Origin of the sequence: Sphingobacterium puteale, assembly GCF_050986225.1 — a bacterium.
Classification (GTDB): Bacteria; Bacteroidota; Bacteroidia; order Sphingobacteriales; family Sphingobacteriaceae; genus Sphingobacterium; species Sphingobacterium puteale.
In genome coordinates, this window is sequence record NZ_CP158959.1 from 1,154,535 (window position 1) to 1,173,612 (window position 19,078).

Genomic DNA, 19,078 nt, shown 5'->3' on the forward strand with positions numbered 1-19,078 from the left:
ATTGGGTTTATTTTTTATAAAGTGCTTCTTTATTCATCTCTTAAACTATCTACTGGATTTGCACGGGCAGCACTGACGGATTGATAGCTCATGGCTAAAAATGCTACGCCAATAGTTACTATCGCCGGAAGGATAAACATCCACCAGCTGAGCTCTATTTTAAAAGCAAAGTCTGTTAGCCATTTGTCAATCGCCAACCAGGCAATCGGTGTAGCAATTAGGATCGAGATAACAATTAGTTTGATATAATCTTTTGATAACAGTAACACAATTCCGCTGACCGTACTTCCCAAAATTTTTCGGATACCGATCTCTTTTGTCCGTTGATGCGTCGTTAATGTCACTAAACCAATCAATCCCAAGCAGCTTAATAAAATGGTAATTGAGGTTGACAAATTGATTATTTTATAAAAGCGATAATCTTTCTCATAGAGATCTTTGATCCGCTGATCATAAAATTGGTAGGTAAATGGTGCATTGGGATATACGTTTTTCCATTCGGTCTTGATGGATGCAATCGCCTGGTGCCATTTTTTAGGATCTCCATTTAATTTGATATTAATATTCTGCAGCGTGCCCTTGTCTGTTGATATTTGCATAGCAAGGGGCTCTAATGGAGCGTGTAGATTAAAGTTGTGGAAATCGGCCAGTATGCCTACAATTGTGGTTGGACGATCGTTTACAGTTACGGTTTTTCCGAGTGCTTCCACCGGAGTTTTAAATCCAAACTTACTAATGGCCTTTTGATTGATCAGTATTCCTGATGTTGTATCCGAAAGTTTGAGGGGTCGTCCGGCCAGTAATTTCATTTTGAATACATCCAGGTAATTTTCCTCGATATATTTAAAAGGCATATTGACCAAGATCTGACCGGTATCGCTCTGCATCATGATATTATTTCCCCATTGATCGTTATTCATTGGGAGGTGTCCTAGCGAAACCTGGTCGATTTCAGGATATTTTTGAAGGAGCTCTTTCAATAGAAACGGACTTTTACCTGAATCTTCGGCCTTTTTATAGGGCAGTTTGAGGGTAATAACAGCATCATCCTGAAAGCCAACATCGCTATTTAAGGCATGTTGTAGCTGCAAACCCATGATCACTGTCAATACGACAAAAGCCTGAGCGATTACAAATTGAAAGACAATGAGGATCTTTCTGAGCGAAATACCACCAAACGAAATTTTGTCTGCTGCATGGATTTTGATGGCTTCTACGACATGTACCTTATTGATGAGGTAAGCTGGATACAGGCTGGAAATCAACGTGAGTAGGATAATAAGCCCCAATAGAAAGATAAAAACGGATAAACCATCAGAATAAGCATTTATATTTTCCGGGAGATATGAACTAAACGTAAGTTCAAATATTTTGACCAATGGCCAGGAAAATAATAGCCCAAATAGACAGGTAAAAAATGTTTCTTTGATAAAAGACAATGTCAGCTGCCGGGGCTGCTCTCCCAATGTTTTTCGAATACCGATTTCCCTGGCTCTGGCAGGAACACGGGCGGTGGTCAAGTTGATGTAATTAATGCCGGCTAGTATGAGCAAAAATGCCGCAATGCCAATAAGTCCAAACATGACCTGCTTGTCACTACTGTTTAAGACAAATTTATTGAAATGTAATCCAGTAAGCGGAGCTAATTCGTAACCAGCCATTATACTATACTGTTTGAATTTGTCTCCGACCATCTCATTGAACTTTTTGGTTGCAGTACGAATTACTTGCGCGGGACTTCCGTTTTCAGTTAATTTAACATAAACATGGAAATTTGAACTTGAATTCTCCCAATTGTCTGCTTCCTGAGGATTGGGCTTTACACGGATAAATTCTTTGTCGACAAAACTACTCGGATAGTCTAAGTCGGCAACAACCCCGGTTACCGTAAGAAGCTGATCATCGTATTGTATTGTTTTGCCAAGAAGGGATTTTAAATCTGCATCGGGAAAATATTGTTTTGCGCGGGAGCCCGTCAGGATAACTTCATTGTTGTTTTTAAGTGCGGTATTTGGATTACCAACGATCCATTTATAGGGAACAAGTTTGAAATAGTCCGTAGTGGCTGCGACAATTTTGTCCTGCTCATTGAACTCCAACGTTTCATTGTCGGAACGCTTAACCTTGATGCTTTCAAATGATCGATTAGCGATCGGTGCAACCAATTCCAAGCCGGTCAGATCTTTCTTTAAATTAGCACCCAGATAAGTACCAAGAGGGTAGGGAGTGCCATCAAAACGATGGATATTTTCACCTTCCTTAAAGGCGGAGTAAAGTTTATAAATCCTTTCCTTGTCGGGATGATTCTGGTTAAAACTAAATTCATAGTTCACAATCCGAAATACAATCCAGCTTGCGCTGATCCCGATCGCTAGACCGATGATATTAAGGAGGGTAAACAGGCGGTTACGTCCCCATTGTCTTAAAATTAATTTTAAACCTTTCATCGTTTTATACTTTAAACTCGTTTAATAGCTCTTGATTCTCTATTGGTAAGCGCTTTAGGTCTTTAAGAATATTTCTTGTCCTTAAAATGGGCCGCTAACTTTGCTAGGATCCTAATGATGTTGTTTCCATAATAACCTGTCCATCCAGCATGCGAATGACACGATCCGAAAATTTGGCGTCGTGCTCACTGTGTGTTACCATCACGATGGTTGTACCAGCTTCGTTCAATTCGGTTAAGAGCTGCATCACTTCATTACCGTTGTTGGAATCCAGGTTACCGGTAGGCTCATCGGCAAGAATTAATTTCGGATTATTGACAACCGCACGGGCGACAGCTACACGTTGTTGTTGACCACCAGACAACTGCTGTGGAAAGTGGTTGCGGCGGTGCATGATCTGTACTTTCTCCAATACTTCCTCGACACGTTTCTTCCGTTCTGCCGCAGGTACGTTGGTATAGACAAGAGGAAGTTCTACGTTTTCAAATACGGTCAGCTCATCAATCAAATTAAAGCTCTGAAATACAAAACCAATATTGTGCTTGCGCAAATCTGAACGGCCACGTTCTTTGAATTTGGCGACTTCAATTTCGTTGAATAGGTAGCTTCCCTCATCCAAATCATCCAATAAACCGATAATATTCAGTAAGGTTGATTTGCCGCAGCCAGATGGCCCCATCACGGCGACAAATTCCCCCTCTTTTACGTGAATGTTCAAATTGTTCAATGCCACAGTCTCCACTTCTTCCGTGCGGTAGTACTTTTGGAGATTGGTTATTTTAATCATATTTTTTGCGCTCATGGTTTTATGTTTTGGGCCCTTGGCAACAGCTTTGGGCAGTTATTATTCTGTTTAAAAAATATTCTTTATCGTGTTTATTTGTCTGTTTATTCGTCTCGGAGTGTTTTGGTCGGATTGGCAACTGCAGCTTTAAAGGCCTGTGAACTTATTGTCAATAAAGCTATTACTATTGCGGTTAGTCCGCTCAACACAAAAACTGTCCAGGAAATTGTGATATGATGCGCATAGTCTGCCAGCCATTTGTGCATAAAAATCCAGGCAATTGGAAATGCAATGATACAGGAGATACCTATCAGGATAATAAATTCGCGATTGAGCATCTGGATAAGCCCAGAGACTGACGCTCCGAGTACTTTGCGGATACTGATTTCCTTAGCGCGTTGTTCTGTGGCAAAGGCGGCTAAACCAAATAGTCCCAAGCACGAAATGATAATGGATATGATGGCAAATACGCTGGATAACTGCTGTATAAACAGTTCAGCCTGAAATTTGCTATTGAAGGTTTCATCCAAGAATTTGTAATCGAAAGGAAATCCTGGATTATTTTTTACAATAATCTTTTCAATTTGCTGAATAGCTTGTGGCAGGTCAATTCCTGCTTTTGTCCGGATATTTAAGATACCATTTTCCCGGCTTATCGGTAAAAATAGCATGGGGTCTGGATCAGCATACACGTTGTTATAAACAAAGTTTTTGACGACTCCAGCAATGGTAAATCTTTCTTCCCCGTAGCTAATTATCCTGCCCGCCACATGGCCATCTTTGCGGATTAATTTAGCAAGTGTTTCATTGATAATGATTGACGTACTATCGCCTAGTAAATTAGGGTGAAAGTTTCTGCCATCCAGTATTTTTAGATCTAAGGCAGGGATAAGGCCTTCATCTGAACGTAGCATTCCAATGAGGATATCCGTTTTGGAATTTTTTCCCTCCCAGGTAAAACCGGAACTATTAGAATTAATGTTTAGGATATTCATATCACTGACCCCGGCATGATCTACTAGTCCTGTGGCTAGTAATTGATTTTTGATCAGAGGGAGATGTTTGGCCATGTCTCCTTGTAATGGGGTGGTCAATACCTGGCTTTTATCAAAGCCTAAGTCTCTATTTTTGTTATGTTGTATCTGCTGATAAATGATAATGGTACAAATGATCAGTACAACTGATGCGGTATATTGTAAAACAACCAGTCCCTTACGGATAAGACTTCCGGTCCCAGCTTTCTGCTTTGCTCCTTTGATCGTAGATAGTGGTTTAAAAGCAGACAGGAAGAATGCAGGGTAGCTTCCGGCGAATAAACCGCAGATTAATGTAATCGCTACAAGAAAAATGAGATGGAGTGGCTTTAATAAATTAACCTGAAGCTCCTGACCAATCATGGTATTAAATGGTCGAATAAAAATATAGATTAATAAAATAGCGACCAAAGAGGAAATAGAGGCTAGTACTAAAGATTCTGCTAAAAATTGACCAATCAACGATTGACGACTTGCGCCAACAACTTTGCGCATACCGACTTCTTTCGCTCTTTTTTCTGATCGAGCAGTCGCCAGATTCATAAAATTAATACAGGCTATCAGTAGGACTATCCAGGCAATAATGCTAAATAGACGGATATTCTTTATGCCTCCTTCGATCTCATTGCCGCTTTTGTCAAAAACATTATAGGTAACTAATCTTTCCATCGGATAGAGAAAGTTTTGTGAAAAAGTAACCTCACCATTGGTTTTATTTTTGACGTAGTTCATGAGCTGTTTGTTAATTTGATCAACATTAGCATTGTCGTCAATTTGTACTAATGTTTGGATACTATTGTTGTCCCATCGGGTTAACCATTCACTTGTACTGACAATTTTTTTAAACGGTATAAGCCATTGAAAAATATAGCTACTGTTTTGAGGAAGATCTTTCACAATTCCGGATACAATATAAAGTTCCTTGTTATTGACTTTTACTGTTTTTCCTAAGGCAGGCTGATTGCCAAATAATTTTTTTGCACCAGTTTCCGATAAAATGAGATTATTGACCTGATCGAATGCCGTTTTACGGTCTCCTTCTAAAAATTCTAAAGAAAGCACGTCCGCAATATTGGGATCGCTATATAATCCAGTTTGAAATAGATTGTTATCACCTACAGAAAATAGTAAAGGTGTGCCCCAGCCCATACGTACGGTATGTTTAATGCCTGGAATCTCCTTTGCTATACTCTCTGCTAGAGGCCCAGGGGTTGATTCGAAAACATAGGTTGCACCATCATAGGTTTGTTTTGATTTGATGGTGTAGATGTTTTTTTTATTTGGGAAGTTATCGTTATAACTCAACTGATTTTCTACCCATAAAAAAATCAGTGCTGCCGCAGCAATGCCAATTGCTAACCCAAAAATATTGAGAAAGCTGTACCCTTTGGTTTTCCAAAGGTTGCGAAAGGCTGTTTTTATAAAGTTCTTTATCATTGTGGTATTGCGTAATTGGTGTTGCTTATTCAAATTTATCGCTTGATACTTAATTCCTGTACTTTATCATAGGTCTCGTAACTCGATACAACTACTTTGTCTCCGGGTTGCAATCCTTTGATCACTTCATAATATTCGGGGTTCTGTCTGCCCAGTTGTATGTCTACACGATACGCGGTGCTGCCATTTTTATCCAATTTGAAGATCCAGTTGCCCCCCGTTTGTTGATAAAATCCACCTTTGGCTAATAATAATGCTTTCGTTTCATCACTTAGGGCGAGACGTATCTGTAAAGTCTGTCCACGACGGATTCCTTTGGGCACTTCACTGATAAATTCCATATCGACCTGGAACCGGCCATTGGTTACCTGTGTGTATACCTTTTTAATACGAAGCTTGTAGGTTTTGTCACCGATGGAAAACTCACCCTGGAGGTCTGGGAAAATGCGGTTGATATAATGTTCGTCGATATCAGCACGTACTTTAAATCCGGTCAGTACGTCGATCTGTCCGAGACGCTCACCAGCATTTTTGTTCTGTCCGATTTCAGCATCAAAGGCTGTTAACTGACCGTCAACCGGTGCCCGGACAATCAGGTCACCAATTTTCCGTTTCATTAACTCCAATGCACTCTGTGTACGCTGGTAGGTCTGTCTGTCCTGATTCGTTTTTTGCGCGTTGGATATTTCGTCTTGTTTTAGAATCTGTTTGGTTAGATTGACCCGTTCCTTTTGGTAATTATATTCATTTTTTGATTTTTCAAATTCCTGTGATCCAATAGCCTTTTCCGAAAGTAATTTCTTGTTTAAGTTATAGATACGTTCGGCTTCTCTAAAAGCTTGCTCGACATCTGCCATCTGGTTACGGTTGTTAATAGATGCTTGTTGCGCATTGGTCTGAGCGATCTGCGACTGTGTCAAAAGGTTTAATACTTGAGTTTCCTGTTGAACCAATGTGAGTTCTTGATCTGTATTGGATAAACGCATAATTGGATCACCCTTTTTTAAGACAGTACCATCTTCAACAAATTTCTCCTCCACACGACCACCTACAGAAGCATCTAGATAAATGCTGCTGATTGGAAGCACTGTACCATTGATTGGAATGAATTCCTGAAAGTTACCATTTTTTATTTCGACAATAGAGATACGGTCCGCTTCTACATTTAGCTTGCTTTTGCCCGAGGTAAAGTAAAAACTAGCACCGATTAATCCAACGATGCCAGCAATCCCTACGATGGTCATGATGCGTTTGCTATTCCACTTCTTCTTTTCTAAAGGTCTGTCCATAATTTAATATCAATTTGCTATGTAACTATGAAAGCTGTGCCAATAATTTAACCTGTTGATTTTTAATTGTTTATTTTGTTTGTGCTGCTGATCGGTGTTCGATAGCGGACACTTCATGTACGATGGCGTACAACCTGGGGATTATCTATGATTTTTACCGTTTATTTTTATTGTTTTTTAATAAGATTGTGTAGGTGTTCAATATCGGACAGTCGATTGTACGAACTTGGACATTGATGGATAGCGGCTTTGTATATGTTGTTGATAATCAGAAATTTTATTGTTTGGCATGGCGATGGTCTGCTTGGAAAACAAAAAAGTGGATATGAAGAGAATCTATATATATAGTACATTGTGTTTTTTACTGACTTATCTGAAAGTTGACGCACAGCAGACTGAACAAGGAACAGGGGAGAGGGATGCTTTAAAAATAGAAGCTGCCACTAACGGAGATAAGCAGGATACAAAACGCAGCTTGGCCGAATGTATCCAATTGGCGATAAAAGCCAATCCAACCTTATTACAAAATGAATTAGCTGTTAAACGTGCAGAGGTTAATCTTTCACAGGCCAAATCGAATCGATTGCCAAGTTTAAATGGTAATCTTGAGCAAAAGCTAAATTCAGGTCGCTCGATTGATAATACTACGAATCAATTTATTACTAGAAACAATTCCACAGGTTATTTTGGTTTGGAAACCAATATACCTGTTTTTAATGGATTTCGTATATTGAACGATATCCGTATGAAAGCAGATGCGAAAAACGCGGGAAAACTTGAGTTTGATTCGCAAGTTAACGCGTTGAAACTGGATGTTATTACAGCTTATATTCAAGTGTTGACAGCACAAGATGTGTTGAAGCAATCGGAGATGCAAACAGAGGTCACGCGTGAGCAGGTACGTCGTGCAGAAGCGATGCAAAAAGAAGGTGCAATTAACCCAGGAGATTATTATGATCTGAAAGGGCAACTTGCTAACGATATTAATATGATCGAAAGCAATAAACAGATCCTTTATACGAATCGTGTAAAGCTAGCTGGTTTTTTAAATGTAGATGAGGCGCAATTGGGCGATTTGCAGGCATTGGAATTAAAAGCTGATGCACAAAAGATGGATCCTACAACACTTTATAAATTGGCAACGGAGAATCTTCCCAATATTCCGGCGCTGGATTGGAAAATTAAAGCGGCCGAAAAGAATATCAAGATAGCACAATCCTCCTATTGGCCTTCTTTATCGTTAAATGGTGGATTGAACTCAAATTATTCCAAAAATGGAATGGAAGGGGATTATTGGTATCAGATGCGAAATAATATTGGTAAGTATGTATCATTAAATCTTTCAATCCCCATTTTTAACAGATTTAAGGTTAGGAATGATGTTAAACTGGCTAAATTAGATTTGGAATCAAGCAAATTTCAACGCGGGATTGCGCTGAATAACTTGAGAGCTGAGACTGCAAATGCGGTTTTTAACCTGAAAAATGCGAGCAATACAATCACACAATTGCAGGAGCAGAACACAAACTTTGCCGAATCATTTCGCATTGCCAAAGTTGTATTCGAACTGGGGAACAGCAATTCAGTTATATTTTTAACGGCGAAGACCAAGTATGATAATAGCCAGATCCAATTGGTTGTCAAGCAGTATGAATGGTTGTTACAAAAATATATCAATGATTATTACGCAGGCTCGTTAAATTTATAGTTATCTTAGTGTCTGAAAGAAGCCAGGGAATATGAAAAAAGCATCTATTTTAGTTGTCGACGATGACCAAGATTTACTTACTGCAGCAAGGATTTTGCTAAAACCTAAAGTTAGCCATGTGCAAGTCGAACCTAATCCAGAAAACCTGATTGGGCATTTGGAAAAAATGCCTTATGACCTTGTGCTTCTGGATATGAATTTCAAAAGTACCATCAATACCGGAAATGAAGGATTATATTGGTTGTCCCGGATCAAGGAAAAGTTTCCCCAGATTCATGTGATTATGATTACAGCCTATGGGGCAGTAGACCTTGCTGTGAAATCGCTGAAACAGGGCGCCGCTGATTTTGTGGTCAAGCCCTGGGAAAACGAGCAGTTGCTGGCAACCATTGAAAGCGTGCTGGCCGAATCAAAAAATAGAGAGAAGAAAAATAAAAATTCGCTTTTACGTTCGAGCAATACGCTGGATCTGATCGGTAACTCCCCGGTTATGGACGAACTGCAATATAAGCTGGAGAAAATAGCTCCCACGGATGCCAATATCTTGATTTTGGGTGAAAATGGTACAGGTAAGGATTTGATTGCACAGGCGATTCAACGGCGCTCGTTACGCTCGGATCAGGTCTATGTGAAAGTTGATGTGGGAGCGCTGACAGAAACGTTATTTGAAAGTGAGCTTTTCGGCTATAAAAAAGGGGCGTTTACAGATGCTCGGGAGGATCGTCAGGGGCGTTTCGAAGCGGCAAATGGTGGGACTTTGTTTCTGGACGAAATCGGTAATATCTCCTTGCAGCAGCAGGCCAAACTATTGACTGTACTGCAAAACCGGCAGGTTACGCCGCTGGGTTCTTACCAACCTATCCCTGTGGATATACGACTCATCTCGGCGACAAATGTATCTCTGAAACACCTAGCTGACGAAAGCCGTTTTCGAAAGGATTTGATTTATCGGATCAATACCGTGGAGATTCAGGTACCACCTTTACGTGAAAGAGGAGAAGATATTAGATTATTGGCCATACATTTTCTGGATATCTATGCCAAAAAATATAATAAGCGGATCGAGGGGTTTGAACCTGATGCCATAAAAAAGCTTTTTGCTTACCATTTTCCGGGAAATGTTCGTGAGTTACAATATAGCATTGAACGGGCGGTCATTATGGCTGATCAGGTAAGCATTGCAGGAAATGATCTATTTTTCTCACCCATTGAACAACAGGCGGAGCAGGTCGTTGTTGAATCCGTATCCAGTAGCCAAAATCTGGAAGAATTGGAGCGGAAAGCCATCAAATCAGCCATCGAACGTTATAACGGCAATATCAGTAAAGCTGCAAAGGAATTGGGGCTAACGCGCGCCGCGCTCTATAGACGTCTGGAGAAATACGATATCTAGTCTATGAGACATGGAAAAGTTTTAAATGTAATTAAGATTATTTTGCTTTTGGCAGCTTCGGTTGTCGGTGCCTACCTGTTGATGACGCATGAGTACATGCAAGCTGCATTGATCCTTTGCATAATGCTGTATCTAGGTTTCAATCTCTATGCCCAATATAATTTTTTGGAAAGGCAGCTTGTGGAATTTGCCGAAGCAGTCAAATATCGTGACTTCACACGACGCTTTTTGGTTAAAAATCCAAAATCGGTCGAAGGGCAGCTTTTCCGCGCTTTTAACCAGATTAACGAAACGTATAAGGAAATTAGTATTAAGCAGGAAATACAGCACCAGTACCTCGATCGTGTCATCAATATGCTTAACTCGGCCATTATCTTTTATGAAATGGACACGGGAAAAGTAATGTGGGTGAACGATGCCTTTAAACAGCTGTTTCATCTGCCACACCTCGGAAATATCGCCGGGTTAAAAAAGAAGAATCCTGACCTCTATGAAAAAACGATGCTGCTGGACAATGGCCAACAGCAGATGGAACCCATTCAATCAAGCAAAGGGAAGATCAAACTGTTGATCCAGAGCTCTAGTTTTGAGACCCAGGATGCTGTATTCCGTATTGTTGTTTATCAAAATATCAATGAAGCCATCGACGAGACTGAGACAAAAGCCTGGCATAAATTATTGCGTGTGCTTACGCACGAGATCATGAATTCTATTGCGCCGATTAGTTCGTTGGCCGAAACGCTCAATGGCCGTTTGGATCATTTTAGAGGACATGAGGATATTGAAGACCTAAAAACAGGTATATCCACCATCAAACGCCGTAGTGAAGGACTGCTGCATTTTGCAAAAAGCTACCGCATGATCAACAAAGTGGATCAGCCACAGGTGGCACCTATTCAGGTTTCCCAGCTATTTGAACATATCTATCAGCTGCTCGAGCCGACATTGATTCAAAAAAATATCGATGTGGATATTATCTTAAAGAATACGCGTTTGATACTTTATGCTGATGTCAATCTGATTGAACAAGTTATTATCAATTTGATGCTGAATGCCATCGATGCGGTAAAGACCAGGGAAGATGCATACATTAGTTTGTCCGCATTGGAAATAGACGGGAAGGTGCAGGTTCGCATCGAAGATAATGGTTCTGGAATTCCCGCTGATCTCCAGGAGCAGATATTCACCCCTTTTTTTACGACAAAGAAAACGGGCACAGGGGTTGGCTTAACGCTGAGCAAGCAAATTATGTTGCTGCATAAGGGCACCATTTTTCTTAACAGTGTGGAGGGAGAAGGTAGTGCTTTTATACTTCAATTTTAACGTATTTCACAAATGCAATATATTTTTACCTGCAGAATTTTCCCGTGCTCCAGGTGGGACTTAAACGGTTTGTTCCTGTCTTTGTGATTTAATGTTCCATGTGAAATAATTCGTAAAAGCGAAATTGCTATGTGCAAACTACGATCAACTATTTCCGGAATTTGAATATGAAAAGTGCTTTTATAAGGCTTTAGATAATGAAAAGTGCAGTACAGCGCACGAATTTAATTGTATATCAATGTAAATTTTTCGATGTTTGCAGCCAATGAACTACCACCTGAAGTACTGGCGCCATTATTTCATATCCCATAGCCGTCATGGGACACATTCTCCGTTTGTTTATAAATTGGTGGATGAAGTAATTTATCAGCAAGATGATCCTGATGAGATCTTAAACTTGCCCCAGGAAGTCAGCATGGGAGGGAAGGCGGAGATAAAAAAATATCTGCTGGTCTGCCGTCTGCTAAAGACTTTTGCCTATGATCAGTTTATGTTTTTGACTGAAGAGCTTCCAGCGAGTTATGAGAAGTTATTTAAGCAGAAGGCCGGAAGTTATTCTTTTAGGAAGATCTATTATATCGACCAAACAACTCTCGATCTGGATTTTCTGGCTGTTGTCGGTGAACGTGATATGCTGATTGTAAACGAGCCCCATTTGTCGGTCGAACGGGAAGACTATTGGAACAAGCTCAGGGATGATGATCGCGTCGTTGTCACGATCGATCTGTATCGAATTGGTTTGGTCTTTTTTAGGGCCGGACAACGAAAGGAAAATTTTCTGATCAGGTTTTAGTTTGTTCTCTTTACTTCCTACAAGCTTTGCGTAAAGTTAATGAGATCGCTGAAGCTTTAGCTTCGTTTTATGACCGGAACGTGGGCATCTTGTCAGCATAATGATCTCACTTAACAAAGGCGGACTTGACGTGGACTCAAATCTATTGTGGTCACAGAATGATAATAGCATCAATCAGATGCTATTATTGATATTTATGAAAGGGGAAGCTGGCTAAAGGGAGAGGCCAGAAGCTGAGGCTCCCCCGTTTTTAATTAAAAAGCTTCGCTTAAAGATAAGTAAAAACCAGATTGTCTTTTCTCTCCGGTCCTCTGTTCACCATAGGAATAATCAAATCGGATACTGCTATTGTGTTCTAAGCTAAAGAAGTAGCGCAAGCCACCACCGTAACTCGGTACATATCTGCTGCTGTTTTCTTTTGAAAAGGTTGATCCAATTCCCGAAAAACCAACAATACCAAAACGAGGATGAAAACGGTAACGTAATTCCGCTTGGGAAGCAAGGTAATTTTTGTCACGATAACGACCGAGGTAATATCCGCGCATCATCATGTCACCTCCCAGTTCACGGTAATTATAGAAAGGAACTGTTTTTCCGAATGTCGAGCGAAAGATCCCCTGAAGTGCCAGTGTGACTTTTTTATGCAATGGAATGAACCCGCGAAGGTCCAGATCCAGGTTTGCTCCATTGAAGTCTGTGCTGGTCCATAACTTAGGTGCGTAAGCCAGGCGTAATTTGGCGTAATAACCACGTGTACTATAGGAAACATTGTCTCGGTTGTCAAATAATTGAGATACGCCAAGCAGCAATTGTTGACCACCTTCTTTTCCGATAAGACCCGATTGATTGAATTTATGGTCGCTGCTATCACTACGGATTGAAAAATTGTCGTACTGTACATTGATACCCGAATAAAGATGGTTACCGACTTTTTTCTCAGCCTCCAATTTTAATCGAAATAGCTTTTGATCAACCCTTTCTTCATCTGTCTTCCAGGTATCCATGCCGATGCCATAGTAATTAAACGGCCAGTTGCGGTATCGGATTTCACTGACAAAATGGTAGTCGTTATTTTTTGTCCAAAGATCCGTTTGAAATTTAAAATTGGATTGATGTTTGGATGTAAACGTTCCCATAAGCGTCATTGTGGAGGTACGGATATGGGGATCAGACTTGTCCAGGTAAAAGTTGTATGAACTTGCTAATCCATATTCTACTCCCGTTTCTTGAGCGTAACCAACGGCTGGTAAAACCATAAAACTGCCTGATCGGGTAGAGTCTTTTTCAGCCGAAAGAAATTTTTTACTCAATTTTTGAATAATATTTTGAGCTTTCAAATCGCTTTTACAAGCTATAAACAGCGCAAGTAGTGCTGTATAGCGGGTAAGTTTTGAAAGTGATTGCGGTAAAATTTGCATGCCCAAAGATAGCACATTAGGCAAATAACCAAAATAGGCAAATAGTCAATTAAAAATTATTGTGCTGCATATCAGTATAATTGACAAAAAGTGTTGTTTTTTTTTGGTAAATATTTTTGTAAAGTGAGTTTTGTGTCTATCTTTGCATCAGCAAACAAGGGAACAACGGTTCTTAACAACGAAGTTTGCTTAGTTCTTTAAATGAAAAAAAAGTAAAAAATAAACTTGCAAAAATCAAAAGTAAATTCGATATTTGCACTCGCTGAAAAGATAAAGTTATCGGATTGGCGTTGATAGAACGTAAGTTATTTTAAAAATATTAGAAGCCTCTTTAGCTCAGCTGGTAGAGCAACTGACTTGTAATCAGTAGGTCATTGGTTCGATCCCGATAAGAGGCTCTAAATGTAACGAAAGTTACAGGTCTGGAGGGGTTCCAGAGCGGTCAAATGGGACGGACTGTAAATCCGTTGCTTCGGCTTCGAAGGTTCGAATCCTTCTCCCTCCACACTTTTTTTAATTGGAGTTTAGATTTACTCTAGTTTCTAGTTATTAAGCGGAAGTAGCTCAGTTGGTAGAGCGATAGCCTTCCAAGCTATAGGTCGCGAGTTCGAACCTCGTCTTCCGCTCAAATTTTTCAAGTATTAAATTTAGTCTCTATCTTCTTTGATAATAATGTATCTAAAGGTGGGGGCATTAATACGTAAATAAGGTTTTTTAGTAAGCCGAAGTAGCTCAGGGGTAGAGCACTTCCTTGGTAAGGAAGAGGTCGTGGGTTCAAATCCCATCTTTGGCTCGTACTTGTGTAAAAGTTAAGCAAGAGTATATAACAAATAGAAATAATTTATAATTACTAATTCGCATAAACATGGCAAAAGAGAAATTTGACCGTAGTAAACCACACTTAAACATTGGTACTATCGGTCACGTTGACCACGGTAAAACTACAACTACAGCTGCTATCACTAAAGTATTGGCTGATAAAGGTTTGTCAGAAGCTCGTTCATTTGATTCAATTGACTCTGCTCCTGAAGAAAAAGAGCGTGGTATCACAATCAATACTGCACACGTAGAATATTCTACAGCTAACCGTCACTATGCACACGTTGACTGTCCGGGTCACGCTGACTACGTTAAGAACATGGTAACTGGTGCTGCTCAAATGGACGGTGCTATCATCGTAGTTGCTGCGACTGATGGTCCTATGCCTCAAACTCGTGAGCACATCTTGTTGGCTCGCCAGGTAGGTGTTCCTGCGTTAGTAGTATTCATGAACAAAACTGACTTAGTTGATGACCCTGAGTTGTTAGACTTAGTAGAAATGGAAGTTCGTGAGTTATTGTCATTCTACGAATTCCCAGGTGATGATATCCCTGTAATCAAAGGATCTGCTTTAGGTGCATTGAACGGTGAGCCTGAGTGGGTTGAGAAAATCATGGAATTAATGGATGCTGTAGATAACTACATTCCAATTCCTCCACGTTTGACTGACTTACCTTTCTTGATGCCTATCGAGGACGTATTCTCAATCACTGGTCGTGGTACAGTTGCTACAGGTCGTATCGAAAGAGGTGTAATCAACTCTGGTGATCCAGTTGAGATCCTAGGTATGGGTGCTGAGAACTTGAAATCTACAGTAACAGGTGTTGAGATGTTCCGTAAAATCTTAGATTACGGTGAGGCTGGTGATAACGTAGGTTTATTGTTACGTGGTATTGAGAAAACTGATATCAAACGTGGTATGGTTATCTGTAAACCAGGTTCAGTAACTCCTCACGATCATTTCAAAGCTGAGGTTTACGTATTGTCAAAAGCAGAAGGTGGACGTCACACTCCATTCTTCAACAAATACCGTCCTCAATTCTATTTCCGTACAACTGACGTAACTGGAGAAATCTCTTTACCAGAAGGTACTGAAATGGTTATGCCAGGTGATAACGTTACGATCTCTGTTAAATTGATCTCTCCTATCGCTATGGAAAAAGGTCTACGTTTCGCTATCCGTGAGGGTGGTCGTACAGTAGGTGCTGGTCAGGTAACTGAAATCATCTAGTCTTACATAAAGATTTAGAATCACATAGAATAAGCTAATCGACTGCGGTTGATTAGCTTATTTTTTCGATAAGCGATTTATCGGATTAAAATAAAAAAAAGTAAAAAAAGATTTGCAGAAAGTGGTTTAAAACACTATATTTGCATCACAAAATAAGAAATACACGGGCATAGTTTAAAGGTAGAACGAAGGTCTCCAAAACCTTTGGTCTGGGTTCGAGTCCTGGTGCCCGTGCTTATAAAAACAGATAAACTAAAATGGCAAAAGTACTTGATTTTTTTAAAGACTCTTACGTGGAGATCACTGAGAAAGTGACTTGGCCTACGTGGTCTCAGTTACAAAGTTCAGCTGTTATTGTGCTTGTTGCGTCTCTTCTTATTGCATTGGTTGTCTTTGTAATGGATAAAGCTTCAAGTGTAGGGTTAGAATTCTTGTACGGTATTGCTTCTTAATTTTTCAATCGTATTTATTTATGGCAGATCAAGGTTTAAAGTGGTACGTAGTTCGTGCTGTAAGTGGTAAAGAAAAGAAAGTAAAGCAATATATTGATGCCGAGGTTAGTCGTTTAGGTATTGAACACTTGGTTCCTCAAGTGTTAATTCCAATGGAGAAATACTACTTAATGCGCGATGGCAAGAAGGTTGCTAAAGAACGTAACTATTATCCTGGTTATGTTTTATTGGAAGCCGCTCTTGACGGAGAGTTAGAACACGTCATCAAAAATATCAATAGCGTAATTGGTTTCTTGGGAGATAAAGCTGGTAATGCTGTTCCTTTGCGCCAAGCTGAAGTTAACCGTATCTTAGGTAAGGTTGATGAAATGGCAGAACAAGGCGAAACCATCAATGTTCCTTATTACGTTGGTGAAACTGTGAAAGTAAATGATGGTCCTTTTAACGGTTTTACAGGTGAAATTGAAGAGGTTCACGAAGATAAGAAGAAATTGATCGTAATGGTTAAAGTCTTCGGACGCAAGACTCCTCTTGAATTGAACTACATGCAAGTAGAAAAAGAGTAAGATTAGTAATTAACGATAGAGAAAAGCTTTCCATGAAAATTGGAAGGCTTTTTTTTGTTTTTTCCTCTTCTATGTTATCTCGGACTGATGACTGCTCCATCAGCACCGTTCTTTGTAAAGAAAATGTTAAAAGCGGTATCTGTTTTTTTTGTAAATTGAACTGCCGGTCATATGTTCCCAAAACCTTTTATAAAAATTATGAACTATGAAACCAACAAAAAGTCGAATTTTTTGTAGAGAGGCACAACGTTCAAAGATGCTTTTCGAATCACAGAAAAAGGCCGAAAACTTTATGCAATACAATAGCAAAGAAATCTTGAGCGAGTCAGGCTATGCTCCCGTAAGATCTTATCATTGTATCGCATGTGCTGGTTGGCATCTGACGAGCAGACGCGAGGAGCTGGACCTTCCTAGCAAAACGGAATTAGTGCTGGAAGCCTACAAGGAAGTGACGGATGAGAAAGATAAGGCAAAAGGACTTTGTACCAACGGACGGCAAGAAAAGGATACTCCATCGGCAAACGCTCTTCAGGGCCTGCGAAAGAAAATTGAGCTGATAAGACGTTCGCTAAAGAATAAAGGAAGTAAAACTATAATAACCAAATTAATAGAGGAAGCTTCTAAGTCCTTGGAGAACCTTGAGGTTACAACCCAGCTCAAAAAATCGAAGCGGGAACTTGAAGTTCATTTAAGCAGACTTGAATCCCGGGCTATGTTATTGCCAGATGACGAGGAGGCTGGCATCCTGACACAGATCCGCGTGATAGAACGTTTATTGGATAATAAAGGCAATCGGATATTAATACGTAATCTGATTTATGAAGCATTGCGGGGATTGCGGAATATGGATGGTGCTATGCTGCAGCAGTATTCAAAGAAAGCACTTGAAGAAATGCTAAAGAATCTTGCGCTCCGCTGTGATCAATTGCACAATAATACATCCGGATAATACGGACGCTTTGTACATGGAGTAGTTCATTTAGGAATTTCGTCCGAAAACCATCCGATTTCATCGATTACTTTTTTCGTTTTTGGCTAAGTAGGTTAGATTGGTAGAAATTTTTGAAGCAAGTTTTAACCAAATTTGTTAGCCTATGCTAAAGAGCCAAAAAGATAGACCCTATTACATCGAATTGGAATATGGAAAATGTCATGCCGTGGAGGTGCTCTGTTCCATCTATCGCTATGATTTATATTTTGCGATGGGTAATATCGTTGAACTTGCCTAACAATAAAAGCTGATCGAAGTAATGTCCAATTGTATATAGATAACGTATTGCCAGATACTGTTTTGAATGAAAAGCTTTTTAATCTTGAAGGGAAAACTTTTTATGAAGTATGTGTGGAAAACTATAGTGCAACCGAATTGGATAATGCTAAACCTTCATGAATAGTAGCGCTTTTATTGAAGCATTTAACCAGGCTATAATAGTACCAGAAATAAATAAGCGGAATTGTAGAAGATTATTGGAGCACATATTGGAATGATCTCGATAGGTATGGAATCCCTGCTATGCTTAAAGGAGTTAATGATCAACTGGGAGATATTTTAAAAATTAAAGAGTAACTTTATCAGGTTGTACCGTTGAATTAGGAGAAATTTGAAACCTAATCTGATAAAGTATATGCAATATACGTTGGTTATTATCGGTTTTTTGATTGCCTTGGTAAATAATTTTGAGGCTTTTATGCTGGGTGTGAATAGGGCGGTCGGTGATATATTTGGAAAATAAACAAATGAATACCTGCATTTAAAGAAAAATCATAAATTCCTGAAAATTAAAACGTAGATCCTTGCAGGAATCAAATCTTCTTATTAACTTTGCACCTCGGTTGGGGTGTTACGTCCCGATCGATGAATGTTACGTTATTTGCTTCCAACTTACTAACAGACATTTAACAAAATTAAATTCAAAACAAAATGGCAAAAGAAGTCAGTGCGTTAGTAAAATTACAAGTTAAGGGCGGAGCTGCGAATCCTTCACCTCCAGTAGGGCCTGCATTAGGTGCTAAAGGTGTGAATATCATGGATTTCTGTAAACAGTTTAACGCTCGTACGCAAGACAAACCAGGTCAAGTATTGCCTGTTGTCATTACAGTTTACGCGGATAAGTCATTTGATTTTATCATCAAGACTCCACCAGTAGCAGTTCAGTTAAAAGATGCTGCTAAATTAAAAAGTGGATCTGGCGAGCCTAACCGTAAAAAGGTTGCGGCTATCACTTGGGAACAAGTTGAGACAATCGCTAAAGATAAAATGCCTGATTTAAATGCATTTACTGTAGAGGCTGCTATGAGAATGGTAGCTGGTACAGCACGTAGTATGGGTATTACTGTATCCGGTAATGCTCCTTGGAACAATTAATTAAGAAATCAATTTAAGA

The 19,078-nt window shown here is 39.6% G+C and carries 15 protein-coding genes and 5 tRNA genes; 15 read left to right on the forward strand and 5 right to left on the reverse strand.

Features of this window, described 5'->3' with window-relative positions; genetic code table 11:
- Positions 1-29: 29 nt before the first annotated feature.
- From ABTV71_RS04725 to ABTV71_RS04740, 4 genes are all read right to left on the reverse strand, one after another.
- Positions 30-2,447, reverse strand: coding sequence for an ABC transporter permease (locus tag ABTV71_RS04725; protein WP_433902383.1), 2,418 nt, complete (start codon positions 2,445-2,447; stop codon positions 30-32).
- A 103-nt stretch (positions 2,448-2,550) separates the two neighbouring features.
- Positions 2,551-3,234 carry an ABC transporter ATP-binding protein gene (locus ABTV71_RS04730; protein ID WP_104385115.1) on the reverse strand — a complete coding sequence of 228 codons (684 nt, stop codon included), beginning with the start codon at positions 3,232-3,234 and terminating at the stop codon, positions 2,551-2,553.
- Between the two features lie 101 nt (positions 3,235-3,335).
- Positions 3,336-5,702 carry an ABC transporter permease gene (locus ABTV71_RS04735; protein ID WP_433902384.1) on the reverse strand — a complete coding sequence of 789 codons (2,367 nt, stop codon included), beginning with the start codon at positions 5,700-5,702 and terminating at the stop codon, positions 3,336-3,338.
- A 35-nt stretch (positions 5,703-5,737) separates the two neighbouring features.
- Positions 5,738-6,991: an efflux RND transporter periplasmic adaptor subunit gene (locus ABTV71_RS04740; RefSeq protein WP_121126292.1), complete on the reverse strand. Its 1,254-nt coding sequence runs from the start codon at positions 6,989-6,991 to the stop codon at positions 5,738-5,740.
- 325 nt (positions 6,992-7,316) lie between these two features.
- Between ABTV71_RS04740 and ABTV71_RS04745 the strand changes: the two genes are divergently transcribed.
- The 4 genes from ABTV71_RS04745 to ABTV71_RS04760 all read left to right on the forward strand — a co-directional run bounded on the left by ABTV71_RS04745 (position 7,317) and on the right by ABTV71_RS04760 (position 12,208).
- A complete protein-coding gene (locus tag ABTV71_RS04745) occupies positions 7,317-8,699 on the forward strand; it encodes a TolC family protein (protein WP_433902385.1) in 1,383 nt (460 codons plus the stop codon).
- A 31-nt stretch (positions 8,700-8,730) separates the two neighbouring features.
- Positions 8,731-10,092 carry a sigma-54-dependent transcriptional regulator gene (locus ABTV71_RS04750; RefSeq protein ID WP_121126294.1) on the forward strand — a complete coding sequence of 454 codons (1,362 nt, stop codon included), beginning with the start codon at positions 8,731-8,733 and terminating at the stop codon, positions 10,090-10,092.
- A 3-nt stretch (positions 10,093-10,095) separates the two neighbouring features.
- Positions 10,096-11,415: a sensor histidine kinase gene (locus ABTV71_RS04755; protein ID WP_121126295.1), complete on the forward strand. Its 1,320-nt coding sequence runs from the start codon at positions 10,096-10,098 to the stop codon at positions 11,413-11,415.
- 265 nt (positions 11,416-11,680) lie between these two features.
- On the forward strand, positions 11,681-12,208 hold the full coding sequence (locus tag ABTV71_RS04760; protein WP_183078800.1) for a hypothetical protein: 528 nt from the start codon (positions 11,681-11,683) through the stop codon (positions 12,206-12,208).
- Positions 12,209-12,462: 254 nt separating this feature from the next.
- On the opposite strand, the gene ABTV71_RS04765 is transcribed toward ABTV71_RS04760, so the two are convergent.
- Entirely contained in the window at positions 12,463-13,518 is a 1,056-nt protein-coding gene (locus tag ABTV71_RS04765; protein ID WP_147430515.1) for a BamA/TamA family outer membrane protein, read from the reverse strand.
- Between the two features lie 433 nt (positions 13,519-13,951).
- Between ABTV71_RS04765 and ABTV71_RS04770 the strand changes: the two genes are divergently transcribed.
- The 11 genes from ABTV71_RS04770 to rplK all read left to right on the forward strand — a co-directional run bounded on the left by ABTV71_RS04770 (position 13,952) and on the right by rplK (position 19,059).
- Positions 13,952-14,024 (forward strand) — tRNA-Thr (locus tag ABTV71_RS04770).
- 26 nt (positions 14,025-14,050) lie between these two features.
- A tRNA-Tyr gene (locus ABTV71_RS04775) sits at positions 14,051-14,131 on the forward strand.
- A 48-nt stretch (positions 14,132-14,179) separates the two neighbouring features.
- Positions 14,180-14,252 (forward strand) — tRNA-Gly (locus tag ABTV71_RS04780).
- A gap of 95 nt (positions 14,253-14,347) precedes the next feature.
- Positions 14,348-14,419 (forward strand) — tRNA-Thr (locus tag ABTV71_RS04785).
- Positions 14,420-14,491: 72 nt separating this feature from the next.
- A complete protein-coding gene (gene tuf, locus ABTV71_RS04790) occupies positions 14,492-15,676 on the forward strand; it encodes an elongation factor Tu (protein WP_077437774.1) in 1,185 nt (394 codons plus the stop codon).
- 163 nt (positions 15,677-15,839) lie between these two features.
- Positions 15,840-15,910 (forward strand) — tRNA-Trp (locus ABTV71_RS04795).
- A gap of 23 nt (positions 15,911-15,933) precedes the next feature.
- On the forward strand, positions 15,934-16,128 hold the full coding sequence (secE, locus tag ABTV71_RS04800) for a preprotein translocase subunit SecE (protein ID WP_028072657.1): 195 nt from the start codon (positions 15,934-15,936) through the stop codon (positions 16,126-16,128).
- 20 nt (positions 16,129-16,148) lie between these two features.
- Positions 16,149-16,694, forward strand: a complete 546-nt coding sequence (gene nusG / locus ABTV71_RS04805; protein ID WP_104384853.1) for a transcription termination/antitermination protein NusG — start codon at positions 16,149-16,151, stop codon at positions 16,692-16,694.
- A 205-nt stretch (positions 16,695-16,899) separates the two neighbouring features.
- Positions 16,900-17,643: a hypothetical protein gene (locus tag ABTV71_RS04810; RefSeq protein WP_433902386.1), complete on the forward strand. Its 744-nt coding sequence runs from the start codon at positions 16,900-16,902 to the stop codon at positions 17,641-17,643.
- A gap of 145 nt (positions 17,644-17,788) precedes the next feature.
- Positions 17,789-17,923 (forward strand): hypothetical protein, encoded by a 135-nt coding sequence (locus ABTV71_RS04815; RefSeq protein ID WP_433902387.1) that lies wholly within the window; start codon positions 17,789-17,791, stop codon positions 17,921-17,923.
- A 692-nt stretch (positions 17,924-18,615) separates the two neighbouring features.
- A complete protein-coding gene (gene rplK / locus ABTV71_RS04820) occupies positions 18,616-19,059 on the forward strand; it encodes a 50S ribosomal protein L11 (RefSeq protein WP_028072660.1) in 444 nt (147 codons plus the stop codon).
- The last annotated feature ends 19 nt before the right edge of the window (positions 19,060-19,078 follow it).